Raw genomic sequence first — 14,868 nt, forward strand, 5'->3', positions numbered from 1 at the left:
CTTTCCCGTGTCAGGTCTCAGTGGAAACCGAGCCGCCGGGCCGCGGCCCACGCCAGGTTCTCCAACAGCTTCCCGTCCTCCGGCACCACGTCGTGGACCAAGCCGCGGGCCGCGAGCGACCGCGCCCCGATGCCCTGGGAGACGGCCAGCCGCGGCGCGCCGTCGACGTCGCCCTGCACGATGAGACTGGCGCCCTCGGGCGGCAGTGGGGCGAGCCAGGCGTCCGCCGCCGCGACCATCCAGCGCGTGGCGGCCAAGGCCAGCGCCCCGCCGCCGGTCCCCTCCCCCAGCAGGATCGCCACGCTGGGCACCGAGAGCTTCGCCAGATCTGCGACGCAGTCCGCGATCGCACAGGCGATCGCCTCCTCCTCGGCCCGCACCGACAGCTCTGCGCCCGGCGTGTCCACCACTGTGACAAGCGGGATGCCGAGCGACTCCGCAAGGGCCATGCCCCGGCGGGCCTGCGCCAGCCCGGCGGCGTCGAGCGCCGCGCCCTGGTGCTGAGCGGCGCGGTCGTGCCCCACCACCACCACGGGGCGGCCCGCCAGCTCGGCGAGCAGCACGGCGACCGAGGAGGACAGCCGTCCGCGGCCGGTGCCGCGCAGGCCCACCGTCCGGCCGAAACCGTGAACCAGGAGCTCCCACAGACCCGGGCGGCCGGGTTCCCTGGTCTTCAGCACGGAGGCCCAGGCCCCGGGGTCCGGCACCTTGGCAGCGGACCCCGGGGCAACGGACTCCGGGGCCTCAGACCCCAGGGCAACGCTGGGAACCGGGACGGCAGCCTCGCATGGCTCCAGGATGGCCAGCACTGCGGAGGCCATCTCCCGGAACCCGGACAGGTCCAGGACGGCGTCCACCGTCCCGTGCTCCCGCAGATGTTCGGCAAGCTGCACGCCCTGCGGGAACGGCTCGCCCTTGAGCCCTTCGTAGACCTTGGGGCCCAGGAAACCGATCAGGGCCCCGGGCTCGGCCACGGTCAGGTGCCCGAGCGAGCCCCAGGAGGCGAAGACGCCGCCCGTGGTGGGATGCCGGAGATACACCAGGTACGGCAGGCCGAGGTCCTTGTACCGGACCAGGGCCCGCGTGACCCGCACCATCTGCAGGAACGCCGGCGTCCCTTCCTGCATGCGGGTCCCGCCGGACGCCGGCGCGGCGATCAGCGGCAGGCGCCGCCTCCCCGCCTCCTCGATGGCCGCCACGATGCGGTCGGCCGTCCGCTCGCCGATCGAGCCGCCCAGGAAGGCGAACTCGCTGACGACGACGGCGACGGCGCGGCCGTCGATGCCCCCCTCCCCGGTGAGCACGGCTTCGTCCGTCCCGCTCCGCGCGGCGGCCCGCTCGAGCGCGGCCGCGTAGCCGGCGTCGTCGACCGGATCAGGCGCGACGTCCCAGCTGCGGAAGCTGCCGGGATCCAGAAGGCCGTCCAGTACCTGCCGAGCCCCGGGGCGGTGGGATACCGCCGCGCACTGTTCGGCGGAGGACGCCCGGGAGTCCAGCACGGCGGAGCCCGCGCCGTTCATCGGCTGCCCTGTCCCACCAGGGCCTGGCTCCCCACCAGTGCCTGGTTCAGCCAGGCCCTGACGTCGCCGTCGTGCTCGCCGAGCCGCGGCGGGGCGGCATGCTCCAGCCGCGTGGTTTCCGTGCCGTCCGGCCGGAAGTACCGCAGCGGCCCGCCCGGGACCTCGATGTGGCCCAGGCTCGGGTGCTCCATCCCCAGGAGCAGGTGCTGGCTGCGGGTCTGCTCCCAGGCGAACACCTCGTCCAGGCTCCGGACGCGGCCGGCCGGGACGCCGGCCCGTTCGAGCAGGGCCAGAAGGTCCTCCGAGCCGTAAGCGGCGAATTTCTCCTCGACGGCCGCGATCAGTTCCAGGCGGTGCTCCACCCGTGAGGCGTTGCCGTCCCAGCGGGGATCGTCCGGATCCAGCTCGAACGCGTCCGCGAACCGCTTCCACAGTCCTTCGGAGCCGACGGCGATCTGCACGGCGCCGTCGGCGCAGCGGAAGAGACCGTACGGGGCGATGGACGGGTGGTGGTTGCCCTGGGCCTGGGGAACTTGCCCGCCGACGGTCCAGCGGGTGCCCTGGAAGGCCAGGACACTGACGATCGAGGACAGCAGCGAGGTGCGCACCACCTGGCCACGGCCCGTCCGTTCACGATCCAGCAGGGCCGCCAGGACACCGTAGGCGCCATGGATCCCGGCCAGGACGTCGCCGATCGGCACACCCACGCGCTGCGGGTCCTCGGGCCCAGAGCCGGTGAGGGACATGAGTCCCGCCTCGCCCTGCGCGATCTGGTCATAGCCGGCGCGGGTGCCTTCCGGGCCGTCGTGGCCGAAGCCGCTGATGGACAGGACGACCAGCCGCGGGTTGAGCGCCTCCAAGGTGGCCGGGTCGAAGCCGAGCCGGTCCAGCGTCCCCGGGCGGAAGTTCTCCACCAGGACGTCCGCCCGGCGCAGCAGCTCCCGGAGCAGGGCGGTGTCCGCCTCGTCCTTCAGGTCCAGGGTGATGGATTCCTTGTTGCGGTTGCACGAGAGGAAGTAGGTGGACTCGCGTCCGTCGGGGGTGTCGATGAAGGGAGGGCCCCAGCCGCGGGTGTCATCGCCGGCGGCCGGGTTCTCCACCTTGATCACGCGGGCGCCGAGGTCGCCGAGCATCATGCCGGCGTGCGGCCCGGCGAGGGCGCGGGAGAGGTCCACGACGAGGGTGCCGGTCAGCGGGCCCTGCCGGCCGTCGTCGTCGCCGTCGGGCTGGGTGTTCGCGGATGTCATGACGTTCCCGATGCTCATGCGGTGGCCCCTTCGGTGACGGTTTCACGGCCGTGGTCCGCGGACAGCCGGGGTCCGGTGGCGGACTCGTCGGCGTGAGCCGGAACCGGCGGCTGTCCCTTGAAGGCCACGCGGCGGATGCCCTCCGCCACGGCCAGGACCACGAGGTTGGGCACCAGGGACAGGAGGCCGGAGTCGATGCCGCCGGTGCTGATGTTGGCGAAGGTGATGACGCCGACCGAGAGTGTTCCGGCCAGGATGCCCAGGGTCACCGGGATGCCATGCACCTTCACCTTGCGGGCCAGGCCGAACGCGACCGCGGGGACCATCTGGGTCAGGCCGCCGTAGGTGAGGAGCAGCAGCGCGCCGATGTCCGACTTGGCCAGGCCGAACACCAGGGCCAGCGCGACGGCCACGGCCACCACCAGGTGGTTCACCCGGAAGCGCAGCCGCGGGTTCTTGATCGAGAAGAGGTTGTTGGACACGAGCATGGAGATGCCCATCGCAATGGCGCCCGCCGGCACCATCGCTGCCGCGGCGCCGCCGATGGCGATGACGGCTAGGAGTGGCTCCGGCAGCGAGTGCTGCGCGACGCTCAGCAGGACCGTGTTGCCCTTGGTGTGGGCCGGGAGAACCAGGATGCCGGCGAGACCCACCATGATCGGGATGAACAGGCTCAGCTGGTAGATGGCGATCCAGCTGTTGTTCTGGCGCAGGATCTTCCCGCTCTTGGCGGCAAGGGTCGGCGGCCACAGGTGGGGGAAGGTGTTGAACCCGGCGCCGAGACCGGTCACGGCCACAGAGGTCACCCAGAACTTGGCGTCGAAGCCGGGCCGGCTGATGGTGAAGAAGTCACCGGAGATCGCGTTGACCTTGGCGACCACGTCCGGGATGGCCCCCACGCTCGCGATGACGCCCGCGATCACGATGACCAGCGCCGCCACCATCATGAAGTCCTTGAAGACCGCCACCCGGGCGATGCCGCGCAGTCCGGCCCAGATCACGAAGACCACCACCAGCACGCTGGCCACGATCATGCTGAATCCGCTGGCGTCCGCACTTCCCGTGGCGAGCTGGACGATCATGCCCAGGCCGGTGATCTGCAGCTGCAGGTACGGCAGGAGGAAGATGGCGCCGCACAGGGCCACGGTCTTGCCCAGGGCACGGCTGCCGAAGCGGTCCTGGAAGAAGTCCGCCATGGTCAGGTAGCCGCGGTTGGCACCGAGCTGGCGCTGACGCGGCAGGATGAAGTACTGCAGCGTGCAGGTGATGGTGAGGTACCCGACGGCGTACAGTGCCGCCATGCCGCCCCCGTAGGCCAGGCCGGCCAGGCCCAGGAAGCTGAAGGTGGTCAGCGATTCGCCGGCCTGGAGGAACCAGGTGGTCCAGCGTGGAAGGTCGCGTTTGCCCACCGACCAGCCGGACAGGCTGGTCTGACGAGTGCGGGACCAGACGCCGATGGCGCCGATCAGGACGATTCCGATCACGATGAGGACGGTGAGCATCAGTGTGCCTCACTCTCGTTCAGGGCGGCCAGGCGCGCGGCGTCCCGGACTGCTTCGGCGGCGTCGTTCTCGGCACCGCCGTCGCGCTGATAGCTGCGCTCCACGATCTGGAGGGCGACGACGGTGCAGATCACCATCGCTCCCATCCAGATCAGGGCGGCCGGCAGGCCGAACCAGAAAGTGGGGGTGGAGACAAAGGGAAGGAAGGGGGTGACCATGATGCCGGCGACCGGGGTCAGGGCGATCGTCAGGCGCTTGGGGGATGCCAGGGTGGTGCTCACAGGACTGCAACTCCTTGAGGGCGGATGGTCGAGCAGAGGCTGAGCTTCTCGAAGGACGAGGCCAGGTGCAGGAGGCGGGCGTCGCTGCCGCGCGCTCCGATCATCTGGAGTCCGACGGGAAGGCCGGCGGGGGTGAACCCGGCCGGAACCGACAGGGCCGGGAGACCCAGCGGGGTGAAGAGGTACGGGGCACGCATCCAGTCGAGGTAGGTTTCGAGCCGGTGCCCCTCGATCTCGGTGGGGTATTCGAGATCGGCGTCGAACGGCACCACCTGGGATGCGGGTGCGATCACCAGGTCATAGCGCGTGAAGAATTCCGCCGCGCCGCGGATGAGACGGGTCATCGTCTCCTCGGCGCGGTACACGTCGCGGCCGGTGAGCCGCGCACCCTCGCGGATGTTCCACGCGAGGAAGTGGTTGAACAGCTCCGGGTCCGCCGCCAGGTCATCGCCCCAGGCGGCGTCCATGGCCGCGGCCCGCAGGGTGCGGAACGCCTCCTCGGAGCCGTCCAGATCGGGGCAGGCGAGCTCCACGACGGCGCCGGCCGCGGACAGCGCGGCGGCCTGCGCCTCAATCACGTCCAGCACCTCACGCTCCACCGGCACACGGCCGCCGAGCGTCGGGGCGAACGCGATGCGCAGACCGGCCAGGTCCTCCAGCTTCGGTTCGCCGCCCAGGCCGGAGGCCTCGGCCGGGAAGGAGGAGAACGGGTCATCAGCGGCCTGGCCAGACATGACGGAGAAGAGCAATGCGGTGTCCGCGGCGGTGCGGCCCATGGGGCCATTGACGGCGAGCGGGAAGAACACGTTTGCGCCGTCGGTATTGGGCACCATGCCGGGGGTCGGGCGCAGGCCCACCACATTGCAGAACGACGCCGGGTTGCGCAGGGAGCCACCCATGTCGCTGCCGTCGGCGATCGGCTGGAAACCGGAGGCGAGTGCGGCCGCCGCACCGCCGCTGCTGCCGCCGGCGGACTTGGAAAGATCGTAAGGGTTGCGGGTGACGCCGAACACCCGGTTGAAGGTGTGGGAGCCGGCCGCGTGCTCGGGCACGTTCGTCTTGCCGAGGCGGATGGCACCGGCGTCGAGGATGCGCTGGACGTGCAGGTCGTTGACAGCCGGCACGAAGTCCTGCGTGCGCGGGTGGCCGAAGGTCGTACGCATCCCTGCAGTCGAGGCGGTGTCCTTGAAGCTGATGGGCAGGCCATGCAGCGGGCAGAGAGGCTCACCGGCCTGGCGCTTGCGGTCCGCTTCCACGGCGGCGGCGCGGGCGCCCTCTTCATCGAGGGTCACCACGGCGTTCACCAGCGGGTTGACGGTGTCGATCTGCTCCAGGTGGGCTTCCAGGACCTCGACGGCGGAGACTTCACCGGAGTGGAGCAGGGAGGCGAGCTTCACGGCATCCGTGTAGACCAACTCGTTCATCATGAGTCATTCACCTTTTAGCTAGTTTCTTTTTGAGCCACTTCCTTGGGGCTCAACGAGCGATGTGGACCACATTAGTGGTGCACATCACTTTTGACTAGAGGTGATCCTGTGCCGGGCGTGGAGAAGCCGCGCCCGGCATGGCCCCGTGGGAGAGAAGGAGAGCCGGAGGGATTGAGACCGAGATCCGGGCATGGCTGAATCCGGACGGGCCGTCAGCGCCGTCCGGTGAGCACGTTTGAGCTGGGTGGATGCCGTCAGCGGGCGGCTCGCACGCCTCCGCGCTTGTAGGAACCGACCACCATGGAGGTGCGCATGGCGAGGGCCTGGGAGGCCCATTCGGAGGCGGTGATGAACCGGCGCAGATCGTCCAGACCGGCCAGCGTCACATTCACCATGAGCTGGAACTCCCCCATGGTCATCGCCGCATAGCGGACACCTGGCTCGGCGGAGACCAGACGGCCCACCTCGGCCACCGCGGTGGGGGCCGTCCGGATCCAGATGACCGCCTCCACCGGCAGCCCGATGTCCACGGGTTCCACGATGGCCCGGACGCTCAGCATCCCTTCCTCCAGCAACGACGCCAGACGCCGCCGGACCGCAGGGGCGGAGAGGGCCACGGCTTCGCCCAGTTCCGAGGTGGGCACACGGCCGTCCTCCACCAGGAGCCGCACCAGGGTCTGGTCGATGTCATCCAGCAGTCCCGTCGCAGGGCGCCGGGTGACGGGCGGAACGGTCTCCTGAAGGGCCTCTACCTCCGCGGCCGTGATGGGCCCCGGATGCCAATCCGCCACCGTCCGGTAGTACTCCAGGACCGGGGAGGCATCCACCTGGGTCACGCCCTCGATGCCGGGGAGTTCCTCCAGGACCAGGTCGGAGAGCCGGCCGGGGCTCTCCTGGACCTCCAGGAGGATCCGGGTGGGCCCGGTCAGCGCGTAGAGGAAGGTCACGTCCGGCCCCTCGGCGAGCGTCTCCGCGATCGCGACGAGCCGGGACGGCTCGCAGTGGACCTCCACGAGGTGCGTCGCGGCGAGGGACACCAGACCCGCGATCCGGACCGCGCCGGATTCGAGCAGGGCGATGCCCCGGCGGGTGACGGTGCGGAACGGCTCGCCCAGGACGTCGGCGATGCGGCGCCAGGAGGCGCGCCCATTGACCTGGAGGGCCGCGACGATGCGTCGGTCCAGGTCATCCAGCTCATGGACGGGGGTCAACATCACCATCCCCCCATTATGCAGGCGCGGCCGTCCTCCGCCCGGATCTCCTCCCGCACCTGGTTCCATGCCAACTGGTCGGGTCTATCTGTCGGAACAGGCGCCCTGTTCCGACAGATAGACCCGACCAGTTGGCGCATCCGCCCTGAATCTGTGGATAACGGCAGCGGGATCCGTGACTTTCTGCTTATCTCTGGTCATGCGGAAGCCTCTTGAATTGCCTGAGCCGCTCGGCACGGCGCCATTCACCCTGACGAAGGCCTGGGAACTCGGCGTGCACCATGAACGGCTGCGCCGGAAAGATCTCGTCATGCCGACCCGTGGAGTCAGGGAACCCGTGACCGGTGAAATGGACCGGATCTCCCGGTTCCGTCCGCTTCTCGAGGTGACCCACGGCATCGCCTCGCACACCTCGGCCTGTCACCTCCTCGGGCTTCCCGTCCCAGGTTTCCTCAGCGACAGCACTCACATCAGCGTCCCGAAAGGCCGGGACGCGCCCCACCGGCCAGGCATCCAGGGCCATGCCCTGACTCTCTTCCCCGGCGAGGTCATCAGTCTCGACGGAATGTGGGTGACGAGCCCCGCGCGCACCTTTCTTGACATGGCGGCTCTTCTCCCAGAGATACATCTTGTGGCTCTCGGCGACGCGATCGCATCCCTCGGGAGGCGGCCGTGGTCTCGACAGGACGTTCCGGCTGTTCCGCCGGATGAGTTGCGGAAGTATCTTGACTGGAAACGCGGGACACCTGGGATCCGCAAAGCACGACTCGCCGCACAGCTGGTGAGGTCTGGCGTCGATTCGCCGCCCGAAAGCTTTCTCCGACTCGCGTTTATCGATGCTCACCTGCCTGAGTTCACCCCGGATTGTCCGGTCATCGATGGCTTCGGCACGATACGGCACCATGTCGATCTCGGAAACGAACACCATCGGATCGCCGTCGAGCATGACGGCGAGCACCACCGGACCCGCGAACAGCAGCGAATAGACGCGCGGAGGAATGCTCTCATGCAGGAACTTGGCTGGCGGCAGGTCATCATCGTCGCAGACGACCTCAAAAACGACTGCGCATCGGCCGTGTCCAAGGTCCGGCGTATGCTCCGAAGCGCCGCGTGAACGTCCAACTGGTCGGGTCTATCTGTCGGAAAATGGTACCCGTTCCGACAGATAGACCCGACCAGTTGGTAAGACGCGGGAGGGTCAGCCCAGGCCGATGGCCTTGCCCAGCAGCGAGTACCCCACGAACGCGCTGACGTCCAGGAGCGCATGGGCCACCACGAGCGGCATGACCCTCCGCCATTTCAGGTACACCCAGCCGAACACCAGGCCCATCACCACATTGCCCACGAACGGCCCCACCCCCTGGTAGAGGTGGTAACTGCCGCGCAGCAGCGCACTGGCCAGCACGATCCACAGCGGCGAGCGGCCGAGCTGCCCCAGCCGACGGAAGAGGTACCCCACCACCAGGACCTCCTCCAGGATCCCGTGCCGGATGCCGGAGAGCACCAGTACCGGCACCGTCCACCAATGGGAGTCCAGCGCGGCCGGGATGATCGCCGTCGTGATCCCCAGGGCACGCCCCGCGGCGTACAGCCCCAGCGTCCCCGCGCCGATGGCGATGAACAGCAGGAGGCCCACCGCGCCGTCGCGCACCGGATGCCGGCCGTCGAAGCCCAGGGCGCGCCAGGGCCGGCGGCTGTCCGCCCCGCGGAACGGCAGGAAGGTGCTCAGGAAGTACAGGCCGAGCAGGACCGGGACCAGCGAGAATCCGATGTCCAGCAACTGGTAGACCAGGTCGAAGAGCTCGCGCCGGTTCAGCGAAGGGTTGAGCGTAGACGTGGCGGAGGACAGGGGGCCGCGGGTGGCCTTGTCCGCGAACTGCACGATCGCATAGACGGCAGACTGCCCCAGCGACAGGGCCAGCACCAGGGACATCTCCCACCAGAGCCTGCGCCGCCGGCGCCCCAGCGCGGAAGGATCCGTATCCAGCGACGACGACGGCAGGGCGGGAAGGCGGGGCATGTCACCACTCTAAAATCGGCCGGGACATTAAGCTGTCTCCATGAGCGCGCCGCAGCAAATCATCATGGTCCGGCACGGGCAGTCGGCGGCCAATGTGGACACCGGCATCTACAACCGGGTTCCGGACTACCGCATCCCGCTCACCGAGCTGGGCGTCCAGCAGGCCCGCGACGCCGGCGAGCGCATCCGGCGGCAGCTTGATGGGCAGCAGGTGTGCGTCTATGTCTCGCCCTACCTGCGCGCCTACCAGACCCTGGAGGCCCTGGGACTGGAGGATCTGACGGAGCGGGTCATGGAGGAGCCGCGGCTGCGGGAGCAGGACTGGGCGAACTTCCAGATCGCCGGGGACATCGCGGATCAGAAGGAACTGCGCAACGCGTACGGGCACTTCTTCTACCGTTTCCGGGAGGGCGAGTCCGGTTCGGACGTCTACGACCGGATCTCCAGCTTCATGGAGACCTTGTACCGGCACTGGTCCAAGCCCAGCTACGCGCCCAACACCCTGCTGGTGACCCACGGCCTGACCATGCGGCTGTTCTGCATGCGCTGGTTCCACTGGTCCGTCGAGTACTTCGAGTCCCTCAACAACCCGGGCAATGCCGAGATCCGCACCCTGATCCGGCAGGAGGAGGGCAAGTACCGCCTGGACACACCGTTCAGCCAGTGGAACGAGTGCAACGAGACCACCACGGTGCTCAACGCCCCGCCCATGCACTTCTGAGCGGCCGGCCGCCTACTCCCCCGGCTGCCCCTCCGGCACACTGTCCGACGCCTCCGGCGTGCCGTCCGGCGCCACGAGGACATTGGTCCCCCGGTCCTGGAAGGCTTTGAGATCCTTGGCGGGGATGCCGGAATCGGTGATGAGGTTGTGCATCTGGAAACCGTGCATGGTGGCGAAGGCCCGTTTGCCCACCTTGGAGGAGTCGGCCAGGATGTACGCCTCCAGCGCGCGCTTGGCCATGAGCGAGTTGACCTGCGCCTCACCCTCGTCATTGATGGTGGGGCCGAGGACCGGGTCCACGCCGTTGACGCCGATGAACGCGATGTCCAGGGCCACCTTCTGCATGATGGTGTCCGTGAACGGGCCCACGAGCTCATAGGAGCGCGGGTTCAGGATGCCGCCCGTGACCATGATCTTGATGTTCGGCCGGACGGCGAGCTGGGTGGCGATGTTGATGGCGTTGGTGACCACCGTGAGGGTGGGCCGGTTGGAGGGGGCGTTCAGATCGTCCCGCGTGGCCAGCACCTGCGCCAGGGCCGTGCTCGTGGTGCCGCCGCCCAGTCCCACCACCATGTAGGGCTCCACCAGGGAGGATGCGGCCAGGGCGATCTGCTGCTTGGCTGCCGCGTTGTCATCGCGGTTGTAGCGGCCGGGCAGGTCGTAGGACACGGCACCGGTGGTGGCGCCGCCACGGGTCCGGCTCAGCAGGCGCTGCTTGGCCAGGGAGTCCAGGTCCCGGCGCGCGGTGGCCGGGGAGACGCCCAGCTGGGTGACGATGTCCTCCACCTCGATCTGTCCACGCTCGGCCAGGAGGTCGAGGATGGCCGTGAGGCGGTCTGTCCGGTTCATGAAGCACGCTCCGCTGTGTCGAAGAGGGTCAGGAGGCGCGCGACCTCGGGAATGAGCGCGGCCCGCCCTGCCCCCAGGTATTTCCGGGAATCAACGATATCCGGGTGTGACTCAAGGTACTCGCGCACCGCGCGGGTGAAGAAACCGTTAAGGTGCGTCGACACGTTGATCTTGGTCATACCGGCGCTGATGGCCGCCTGGATGTTCTCATCCGAGACCCCGGAGGAGCCGTGGAGCACCAGCGGGACGTCCAGGGCGGCGTGCAGCGCGGCGATCCGTTCCAGGTTCAGCCGTGCGTCCCGGCTTCTCATGGCGTGGGAGGACCCGACGGCGACCGCCAGTGCGTCCACGCCGGTGGCCGCCACGAACTCGTGGGCCTCCTGCGGGTCGGTCAGCACGCCCGGCGCGTGCGCACCGTCCTTGCCGCCCACCTTGCCCAGCTCGGCCTCGACGTAAACGCCCGCCGCGTGCGCATACTCCCGCACGCGCGCCGTGGTGGCGACGTTCTCCGCATAGTCCAGATGCGCGCCGTCGTACATGATGGAGCCGAAGCCGAGGTCCACGGCCTGGCGCGCCAGCTCCTCGCTCTCCGCGTGGTCCAGGTGCAGGGCGATGTCCACGCCGGCCGCCCGGGCGGCGGACAGTGAGGCCAGGGCCACGGGCTCCAGGCCGCCGTGGTATTTCGCGCAATTCTCAGAGATCTGCAGGATCAGCGGCAGCCGGGCGGCCTCAGCGCCTGCCACCAGGCCCTCCACGGTCTCCAGGTGGATGACGTTGAAGGCCGCCTGGCCGCTGCCCTTGGCGGTGGCGCGATCCATGATGCTGCGAGTGCTGACCAGGGTCATGCGGTCTCCTCCAGGGTGACGATGAGCATTTGTTCGAGTTCGGTATGCCGTTCCGAGATCTCCCCGGCGCCGGGCATGAGCACGGCCGCGGCGGACCAGGAGGCGGCGCGGCGCAGGACGTCCTCCGGTTCGTCCACGCCCTCGGCGAGCGCGGTGGCGAGGGCTGCGACGGCGGCGTCGCCGGCCCCGGTGGGGTTGCCGTGCAGGGGCTCGGCGAGGCGCGCGGCCCAGCTGTGGCGCGGGTGATCGGCGGAGAAGAGCCGCATCCCCGCGCTGCCTGAGCTGACGACGACGGTGCGGGCGCCCAGGCGCAGGAGCTCCCGGACGGCGTCGTCGAGTTCCAGGCCGCCGAACGCCTCCCGCAGCTCGACGTGGTTGGGCTTCAGAACGTCGGCGCCGGCGCGCGCGGCGGCGAGGATGCCGGGGCCGGAGGTGTCGATCACGGCGGGGACACCGTGCTGGTGCGCCAGCGTGACGAGCGCCGGGTAGAAGTCCGCCGGGGCGCCGGGTGGGAGGCTGCCGGAGCCCACCAGCACGGCGGCGTCCTGCAGACCATCGACGACGGCGGCCGCGAGCCGTTGCCAGTCCCCCGGCTGCAGTGCGTGGCCGGCTTCGTTGAAGATGGTGGTGTCGCCCAGGGTCTCTTCGACGAAGGCCATGCTGCGCCGCGTCTCGGCCTGCACCGGGACGAGCCTGGACGGGACGCCGCTGGATTCCAGCTCGGCGCGGAACGCTTCCCCGGTGTTCCCGCCCACGGGCGCGATCGCCAGGGCACGGCGGCCCTGCTGATGCACCACGCGGGCCACGTTCAGGCCCTTGCCGCCGGCACGGATCAGCGGCGGGGCCACCCGGTGGCTGGCGCCGTGCTCGATCCGGGGCACCGTGTAGCTGGTGTCCAGGGCGGGGTTGGGCGTGACGGTGACGATGCGGCTGCCGTCGTGCGCTGCGGCGCTCATGAGAGCTTCACCTCCAGGAGGCGGGCCCTGGCCTTGAGCGCGGAGCCGAGCATCCCGGCGTCCTGGCCGAGGGCCGCCGCACGGATGACGGGGCGCCGCTGGAAATCGAGCGCGTCGTCCACGGCGGAGCGGAGCGGCTCCAGGAGGGCCTCGCCCGCGGCGGAGAGGCCGCCGCCGATCACCACGGCCTCGGTGCCCAGGATGGAGACGCACTGGCAGATGCTGAAGGCAAGCGCCTCGACCGCCTGGTTCCACACCTTCAGGGCCTCGGGCTCCCCCGTCATGGCCCGCTCCAGGACCTCGCGGGCGCCGTCCACCTCGGTGCCGGTGATCCGCCGGTAGCGCTTGGCGATGGCCCCCGCACTGCCCACGGACTCCAGGATCACGCTGCCCTGCCCGTCCGGGTCCGGGACCATGGCGTGGCCGATCTCCCCCGCGAAGCCGCCGGCGGTGACGGGCCGGCCCGAGGTGAAGATGGCCGCCGCGATGCCGGTGCCGACCACCATGACCATGGCGTCCTGGAACTCCCGGGCCGCGCCCAGCTCCATCTCCGCGGAGCCCGCGCTGGCCACGTCGTGCCCGAAGGCCACCGGGATGCCCAGCCGCTGCTCGGCGAGGTCGCGGAAGGGGAAGTCCCGCCAGCCGAGATTGGCCGAGTAGATGCCCACGCCGTGTACTTCGTCCACCAGGCCGGGCACCGTGATGCCGACGGCCTCGAAGGTCCCCGCGGGGAACTGGTGGCTGTACTCGCCGTAGAGCTGTTCGATCCGCTCCAGGATCGCCTCGCCGGGCCGCTGGGGGTCCAGCGGCGTCTTGTGGCGCTGGAGAGCCAGCACCGTGCCGTCGGCGGTGACGACGCCGGACTTCATGTCCGTGCCGCCCACATCGAAGGCGAGTACTCCTGCGTCCGCGAATCCGAGTGCCATGCTGTCCTGTCCGTGGGTGGTGCCGGGGCGGGTGTCAGGCCTCGTCGAGGATGACGGAGCGCGTCAGATTCCGGGGCAGGTCCGGGTTGAGACCGCGGACGCGGGCGCGTTCCAGGGTGACCCGGTGCACACGGGCCAGTTCGGCGAGCGGGTGCAGCCCGGTGCTGATGTAGCGGGCCCCGGTCTTGGCGACGTCGGCGGCCAGGCCCTCCGGTTCCTCGCCGAAGAGCCAGGTGACGCGGTTGGGGGCGGCGATGGAGATGGGGCCGTGGCGGTACTCCATGGCGGGGTAGGACTCGGTCCAGCCCTGCACGGCCTCGCGCATCTTCAGGCCGGCCTCGTGTGCCAGGCCCACGGTCCAGCCACGGCCCAGGAAGGTGAACTGCTCGGCGTCCAGGAGCCCCTGGTCCACGGGGTCGCTGACGGCGGCCTTGGCCTGCTCGATGGCGACGTCGAAGCCCTGGCCCAGACTGGTCAGGAGGTAGACGAGCGCGGTGGTGGCGAAGCGGGTCTGGACCACGGACTGCTCGTCCGCGTACGGCAGGCCGATGATGACGTCCGCGACGTCGATGATGGGCGAGTTGATGTCGCCGATCAGGGCGATGGTCTTCACCGTGCCCTTGAGCTGCGTCAGGACGTCCAGGACCTCGGTGGTGGTGCCGGAGCGGGTGATGGCGACGACGGCGTCGTAGTCCCGGCCCGCGCTGTTGTGGGCAAGGAACGCCTCGGAGGCGGCGAAGGCGTCGGTGACGCCGTGGCCGGCCGCCTCACGCGCGGTGGCATAGCTCTGGGCCATGAACCAGGACGTGCCGCAGCCGATGACGGCGATCTTCTGGCCGGAGGCGGGGAGCAGCCCTTCCTCACGGCTCTGCGCCTGGGCCTGTGCCCAGACCTGCGGCTGAGAGCTGAGTTCCTCGTCCATGTAGGCGCCGAGAACGGACTCCGTCATCGTTGACTCCTTGTGTGTGCGTCTGTCAGGAATGCCCGCGCGAGTGATCATCGATCATTTTTTGAATGATTGTTGATGCTTGCGCGCCGACCTATTCAATCAGTTTTACGCTACTCCACTCGGGACGAAACGTCCAGACGCTTCACCCCGGGATCTCAGCCCGGTTCGGCAAGGCTGCGGAGGTGAGCGCAAGCGATCACCATGATCAGAAAGCGTCATTTCACATCCGTGACGAGCGCCACACCACGCCAACACCCTCACGCGAGAGAACAGCTGACGCCCCTAAAACCGGGGCGAGTTCAGAAGGTTAGCGCAACACCCTGATGGTGGAGGGTGTGCGTGGCGAAGAAGATCGCGTGGGAGGTCCGGGCGGAGGCGTATCACCGCTTGTTGGCGGGTGAGTCCGTGCTGGGT

The 14,868-nt window shown here is 69.4% G+C and carries 14 protein-coding genes; 2 read left to right on the top strand and 12 right to left on the bottom strand.

What is annotated here, in order from left to right; translation table 11 throughout:
• Positions 1–17: 17 nt before the first annotated feature.
• From Q9R02_RS14055 to Q9R02_RS14080, 6 genes are all read right to left on the bottom strand, one after another.
• Positions 18–1,520, bottom strand: a complete 1,503-nt coding sequence (locus Q9R02_RS14055) for a carboxyl transferase domain-containing protein (RefSeq protein WP_305997328.1) — start codon at positions 1,518–1,520, stop codon at positions 18–20.
• On the bottom strand, positions 1,517–2,767 hold the full coding sequence (locus Q9R02_RS14060) for a CaiB/BaiF CoA transferase family protein (protein ID WP_305997345.1): 1,251 nt from the start codon (positions 2,765–2,767) through the stop codon (positions 1,517–1,519). The genes Q9R02_RS14055 and Q9R02_RS14060 overlap by 4 nt, the downstream gene beginning before the upstream one ends.
• Positions 2,768–2,781: 14 nt before the next feature.
• Positions 2,782–4,269, bottom strand: coding sequence for a sodium:solute symporter family transporter (locus Q9R02_RS14065; RefSeq protein WP_305997329.1), 1,488 nt, complete (start codon positions 4,267–4,269; stop codon positions 2,782–2,784).
• Complete coding sequence (locus Q9R02_RS14070; RefSeq protein WP_305997330.1) at positions 4,269–4,550, bottom strand: hypothetical protein; 282 nt, start codon at positions 4,548–4,550, stop codon at positions 4,269–4,271. The genes Q9R02_RS14065 and Q9R02_RS14070 overlap by 1 nt, the downstream gene beginning before the upstream one ends.
• Positions 4,547–5,977 carry an amidase family protein gene (locus tag Q9R02_RS14075; RefSeq protein ID WP_305997331.1) on the bottom strand — a complete coding sequence of 477 codons (1,431 nt, stop codon included), beginning with the start codon at positions 5,975–5,977 and terminating at the stop codon, positions 4,547–4,549. The genes Q9R02_RS14070 and Q9R02_RS14075 overlap by 4 nt, the downstream gene beginning before the upstream one ends.
• A gap of 254 nt (positions 5,978–6,231) precedes the next feature.
• Positions 6,232–7,197, bottom strand: coding sequence for an Lrp/AsnC family transcriptional regulator (locus Q9R02_RS14080; protein ID WP_305997332.1), 966 nt, complete (start codon positions 7,195–7,197; stop codon positions 6,232–6,234).
• A gap of 208 nt (positions 7,198–7,405) precedes the next feature.
• On the opposite strand from Q9R02_RS14080, the gene Q9R02_RS14085 reads away from it, so the two are divergent.
• The gene (locus tag Q9R02_RS14085; protein WP_305997333.1) at positions 7,406–8,302 is read left to right on the top strand and encodes a DUF559 domain-containing protein; all 897 of its coding nucleotides are present in this window, start codon (positions 7,406–7,408) and stop codon (positions 8,300–8,302) included.
• 84 nt (positions 8,303–8,386) lie between these two features.
• Here the strand turns inward: Q9R02_RS14085 and Q9R02_RS14090 are convergent, their stop codons facing one another.
• Positions 8,387–9,121 carry a CPBP family intramembrane glutamic endopeptidase gene (locus tag Q9R02_RS14090; RefSeq protein ID WP_305997346.1) on the bottom strand — a complete coding sequence of 245 codons (735 nt, stop codon included), beginning with the start codon at positions 9,119–9,121 and terminating at the stop codon, positions 8,387–8,389.
• A gap of 127 nt (positions 9,122–9,248) precedes the next feature.
• Between Q9R02_RS14090 and Q9R02_RS14095 the strand changes: the two genes are divergently transcribed.
• Positions 9,249–9,929, top strand: coding sequence for a histidine phosphatase family protein (locus Q9R02_RS14095; protein WP_305997334.1), 681 nt, complete (start codon positions 9,249–9,251; stop codon positions 9,927–9,929).
• 12 nt (positions 9,930–9,941) lie between these two features.
• On the opposite strand, the gene Q9R02_RS14100 is transcribed toward Q9R02_RS14095, so the two are convergent.
• Genes Q9R02_RS14100 through Q9R02_RS14120 form a run of 5 tightly spaced genes read right to left on the bottom strand, consistent with a single transcriptional unit; the run spans position 9,942 to position 14,454 of the window.
• The gene (locus tag Q9R02_RS14100) at positions 9,942–10,778 is read right to left on the bottom strand and encodes a DeoR/GlpR family DNA-binding transcription regulator (protein ID WP_305997335.1); all 837 of its coding nucleotides are present in this window, start codon (positions 10,776–10,778) and stop codon (positions 9,942–9,944) included.
• Positions 10,775–11,623 (bottom strand): class II fructose-bisphosphate aldolase, encoded by an 849-nt coding sequence (locus tag Q9R02_RS14105; protein ID WP_305997336.1) that lies wholly within the window; start codon positions 11,621–11,623, stop codon positions 10,775–10,777. Before Q9R02_RS14105 ends, Q9R02_RS14100 begins: the two co-directional genes overlap by 4 nt.
• On the bottom strand, positions 11,620–12,579 hold the full coding sequence (locus Q9R02_RS14110) for a 1-phosphofructokinase family hexose kinase (protein WP_305997337.1): 960 nt from the start codon (positions 12,577–12,579) through the stop codon (positions 11,620–11,622). Before Q9R02_RS14110 ends, Q9R02_RS14105 begins: the two co-directional genes overlap by 4 nt.
• Positions 12,576–13,505 (bottom strand): ROK family protein, encoded by a 930-nt coding sequence (locus Q9R02_RS14115; RefSeq protein ID WP_305997338.1) that lies wholly within the window; start codon positions 13,503–13,505, stop codon positions 12,576–12,578. Before Q9R02_RS14115 ends, Q9R02_RS14110 begins: the two co-directional genes overlap by 4 nt.
• Positions 13,506–13,539: 34 nt before the next feature.
• Positions 13,540–14,454 (bottom strand): SIS domain-containing protein, encoded by a 915-nt coding sequence (locus tag Q9R02_RS14120; protein ID WP_305997339.1) that lies wholly within the window; start codon positions 14,452–14,454, stop codon positions 13,540–13,542.
• Positions 14,455–14,868: the final 414 nt, after the last annotated feature.

It is taken from the genome of Arthrobacter horti (assembly GCF_030731045.1).
In the GTDB taxonomy this organism is placed as follows: Bacteria; Actinomycetota; Actinomycetes; order Actinomycetales; family Micrococcaceae; genus Arthrobacter_E; species Arthrobacter_E nanjingensis.

Coding starts and splice junctions, on each gene's coding strand:
- Q9R02_RS14055 (WP_305997328.1), bottom strand. CDS start 1,520: ATGAACGGCGCGGGCTCCGCCGTGCTGGACTCCCGGGCGTCCTCCGCC.
- Q9R02_RS14060 (WP_305997345.1), bottom strand. CDS start 2,767: ATGACATCCGCGAACACCCAGCCCGACGGCGACGACGACGGCCGGCAG.
- Q9R02_RS14065 (WP_305997329.1), bottom strand. CDS start 4,269: ATGCTCACCGTCCTCATCGTGATCGGAATCGTCCTGATCGGCGCCATC.
- Q9R02_RS14075 (WP_305997331.1), bottom strand. CDS start 5,977: ATGATGAACGAGTTGGTCTACACGGATGCCGTGAAGCTCGCCTCCCTG.
- Q9R02_RS14080 (WP_305997332.1), bottom strand. CDS start 7,197: ATGGTGATGTTGACCCCCGTCCATGAGCTGGATGACCTGGACCGACGC.
- Q9R02_RS14090 (WP_305997346.1), bottom strand. CDS start 9,121: ATGTCCCTGGTGCTGGCCCTGTCGCTGGGGCAGTCTGCCGTCTATGCG.
- Q9R02_RS14095 (WP_305997334.1), top strand. CDS start 9,249: ATGAGCGCGCCGCAGCAAATCATCATGGTCCGGCACGGGCAGTCGGCG.
- Q9R02_RS14100 (WP_305997335.1), bottom strand. CDS start 10,778: ATGAACCGGACAGACCGCCTCACGGCCATCCTCGACCTCCTGGCCGAG.
- Q9R02_RS14105 (WP_305997336.1), bottom strand. CDS start 11,623: ATGACCCTGGTCAGCACTCGCAGCATCATGGATCGCGCCACCGCCAAG.
- Q9R02_RS14110 (WP_305997337.1), bottom strand. CDS start 12,579: ATGAGCGCCGCAGCGCACGACGGCAGCCGCATCGTCACCGTCACGCCC.
- Q9R02_RS14115 (WP_305997338.1), bottom strand. CDS start 13,505: ATGGCACTCGGATTCGCGGACGCAGGAGTACTCGCCTTCGATGTGGGC.
- Q9R02_RS14120 (WP_305997339.1), bottom strand. CDS start 14,454: ATGACGGAGTCCGTTCTCGGCGCCTACATGGACGAGGAACTCAGCTCT.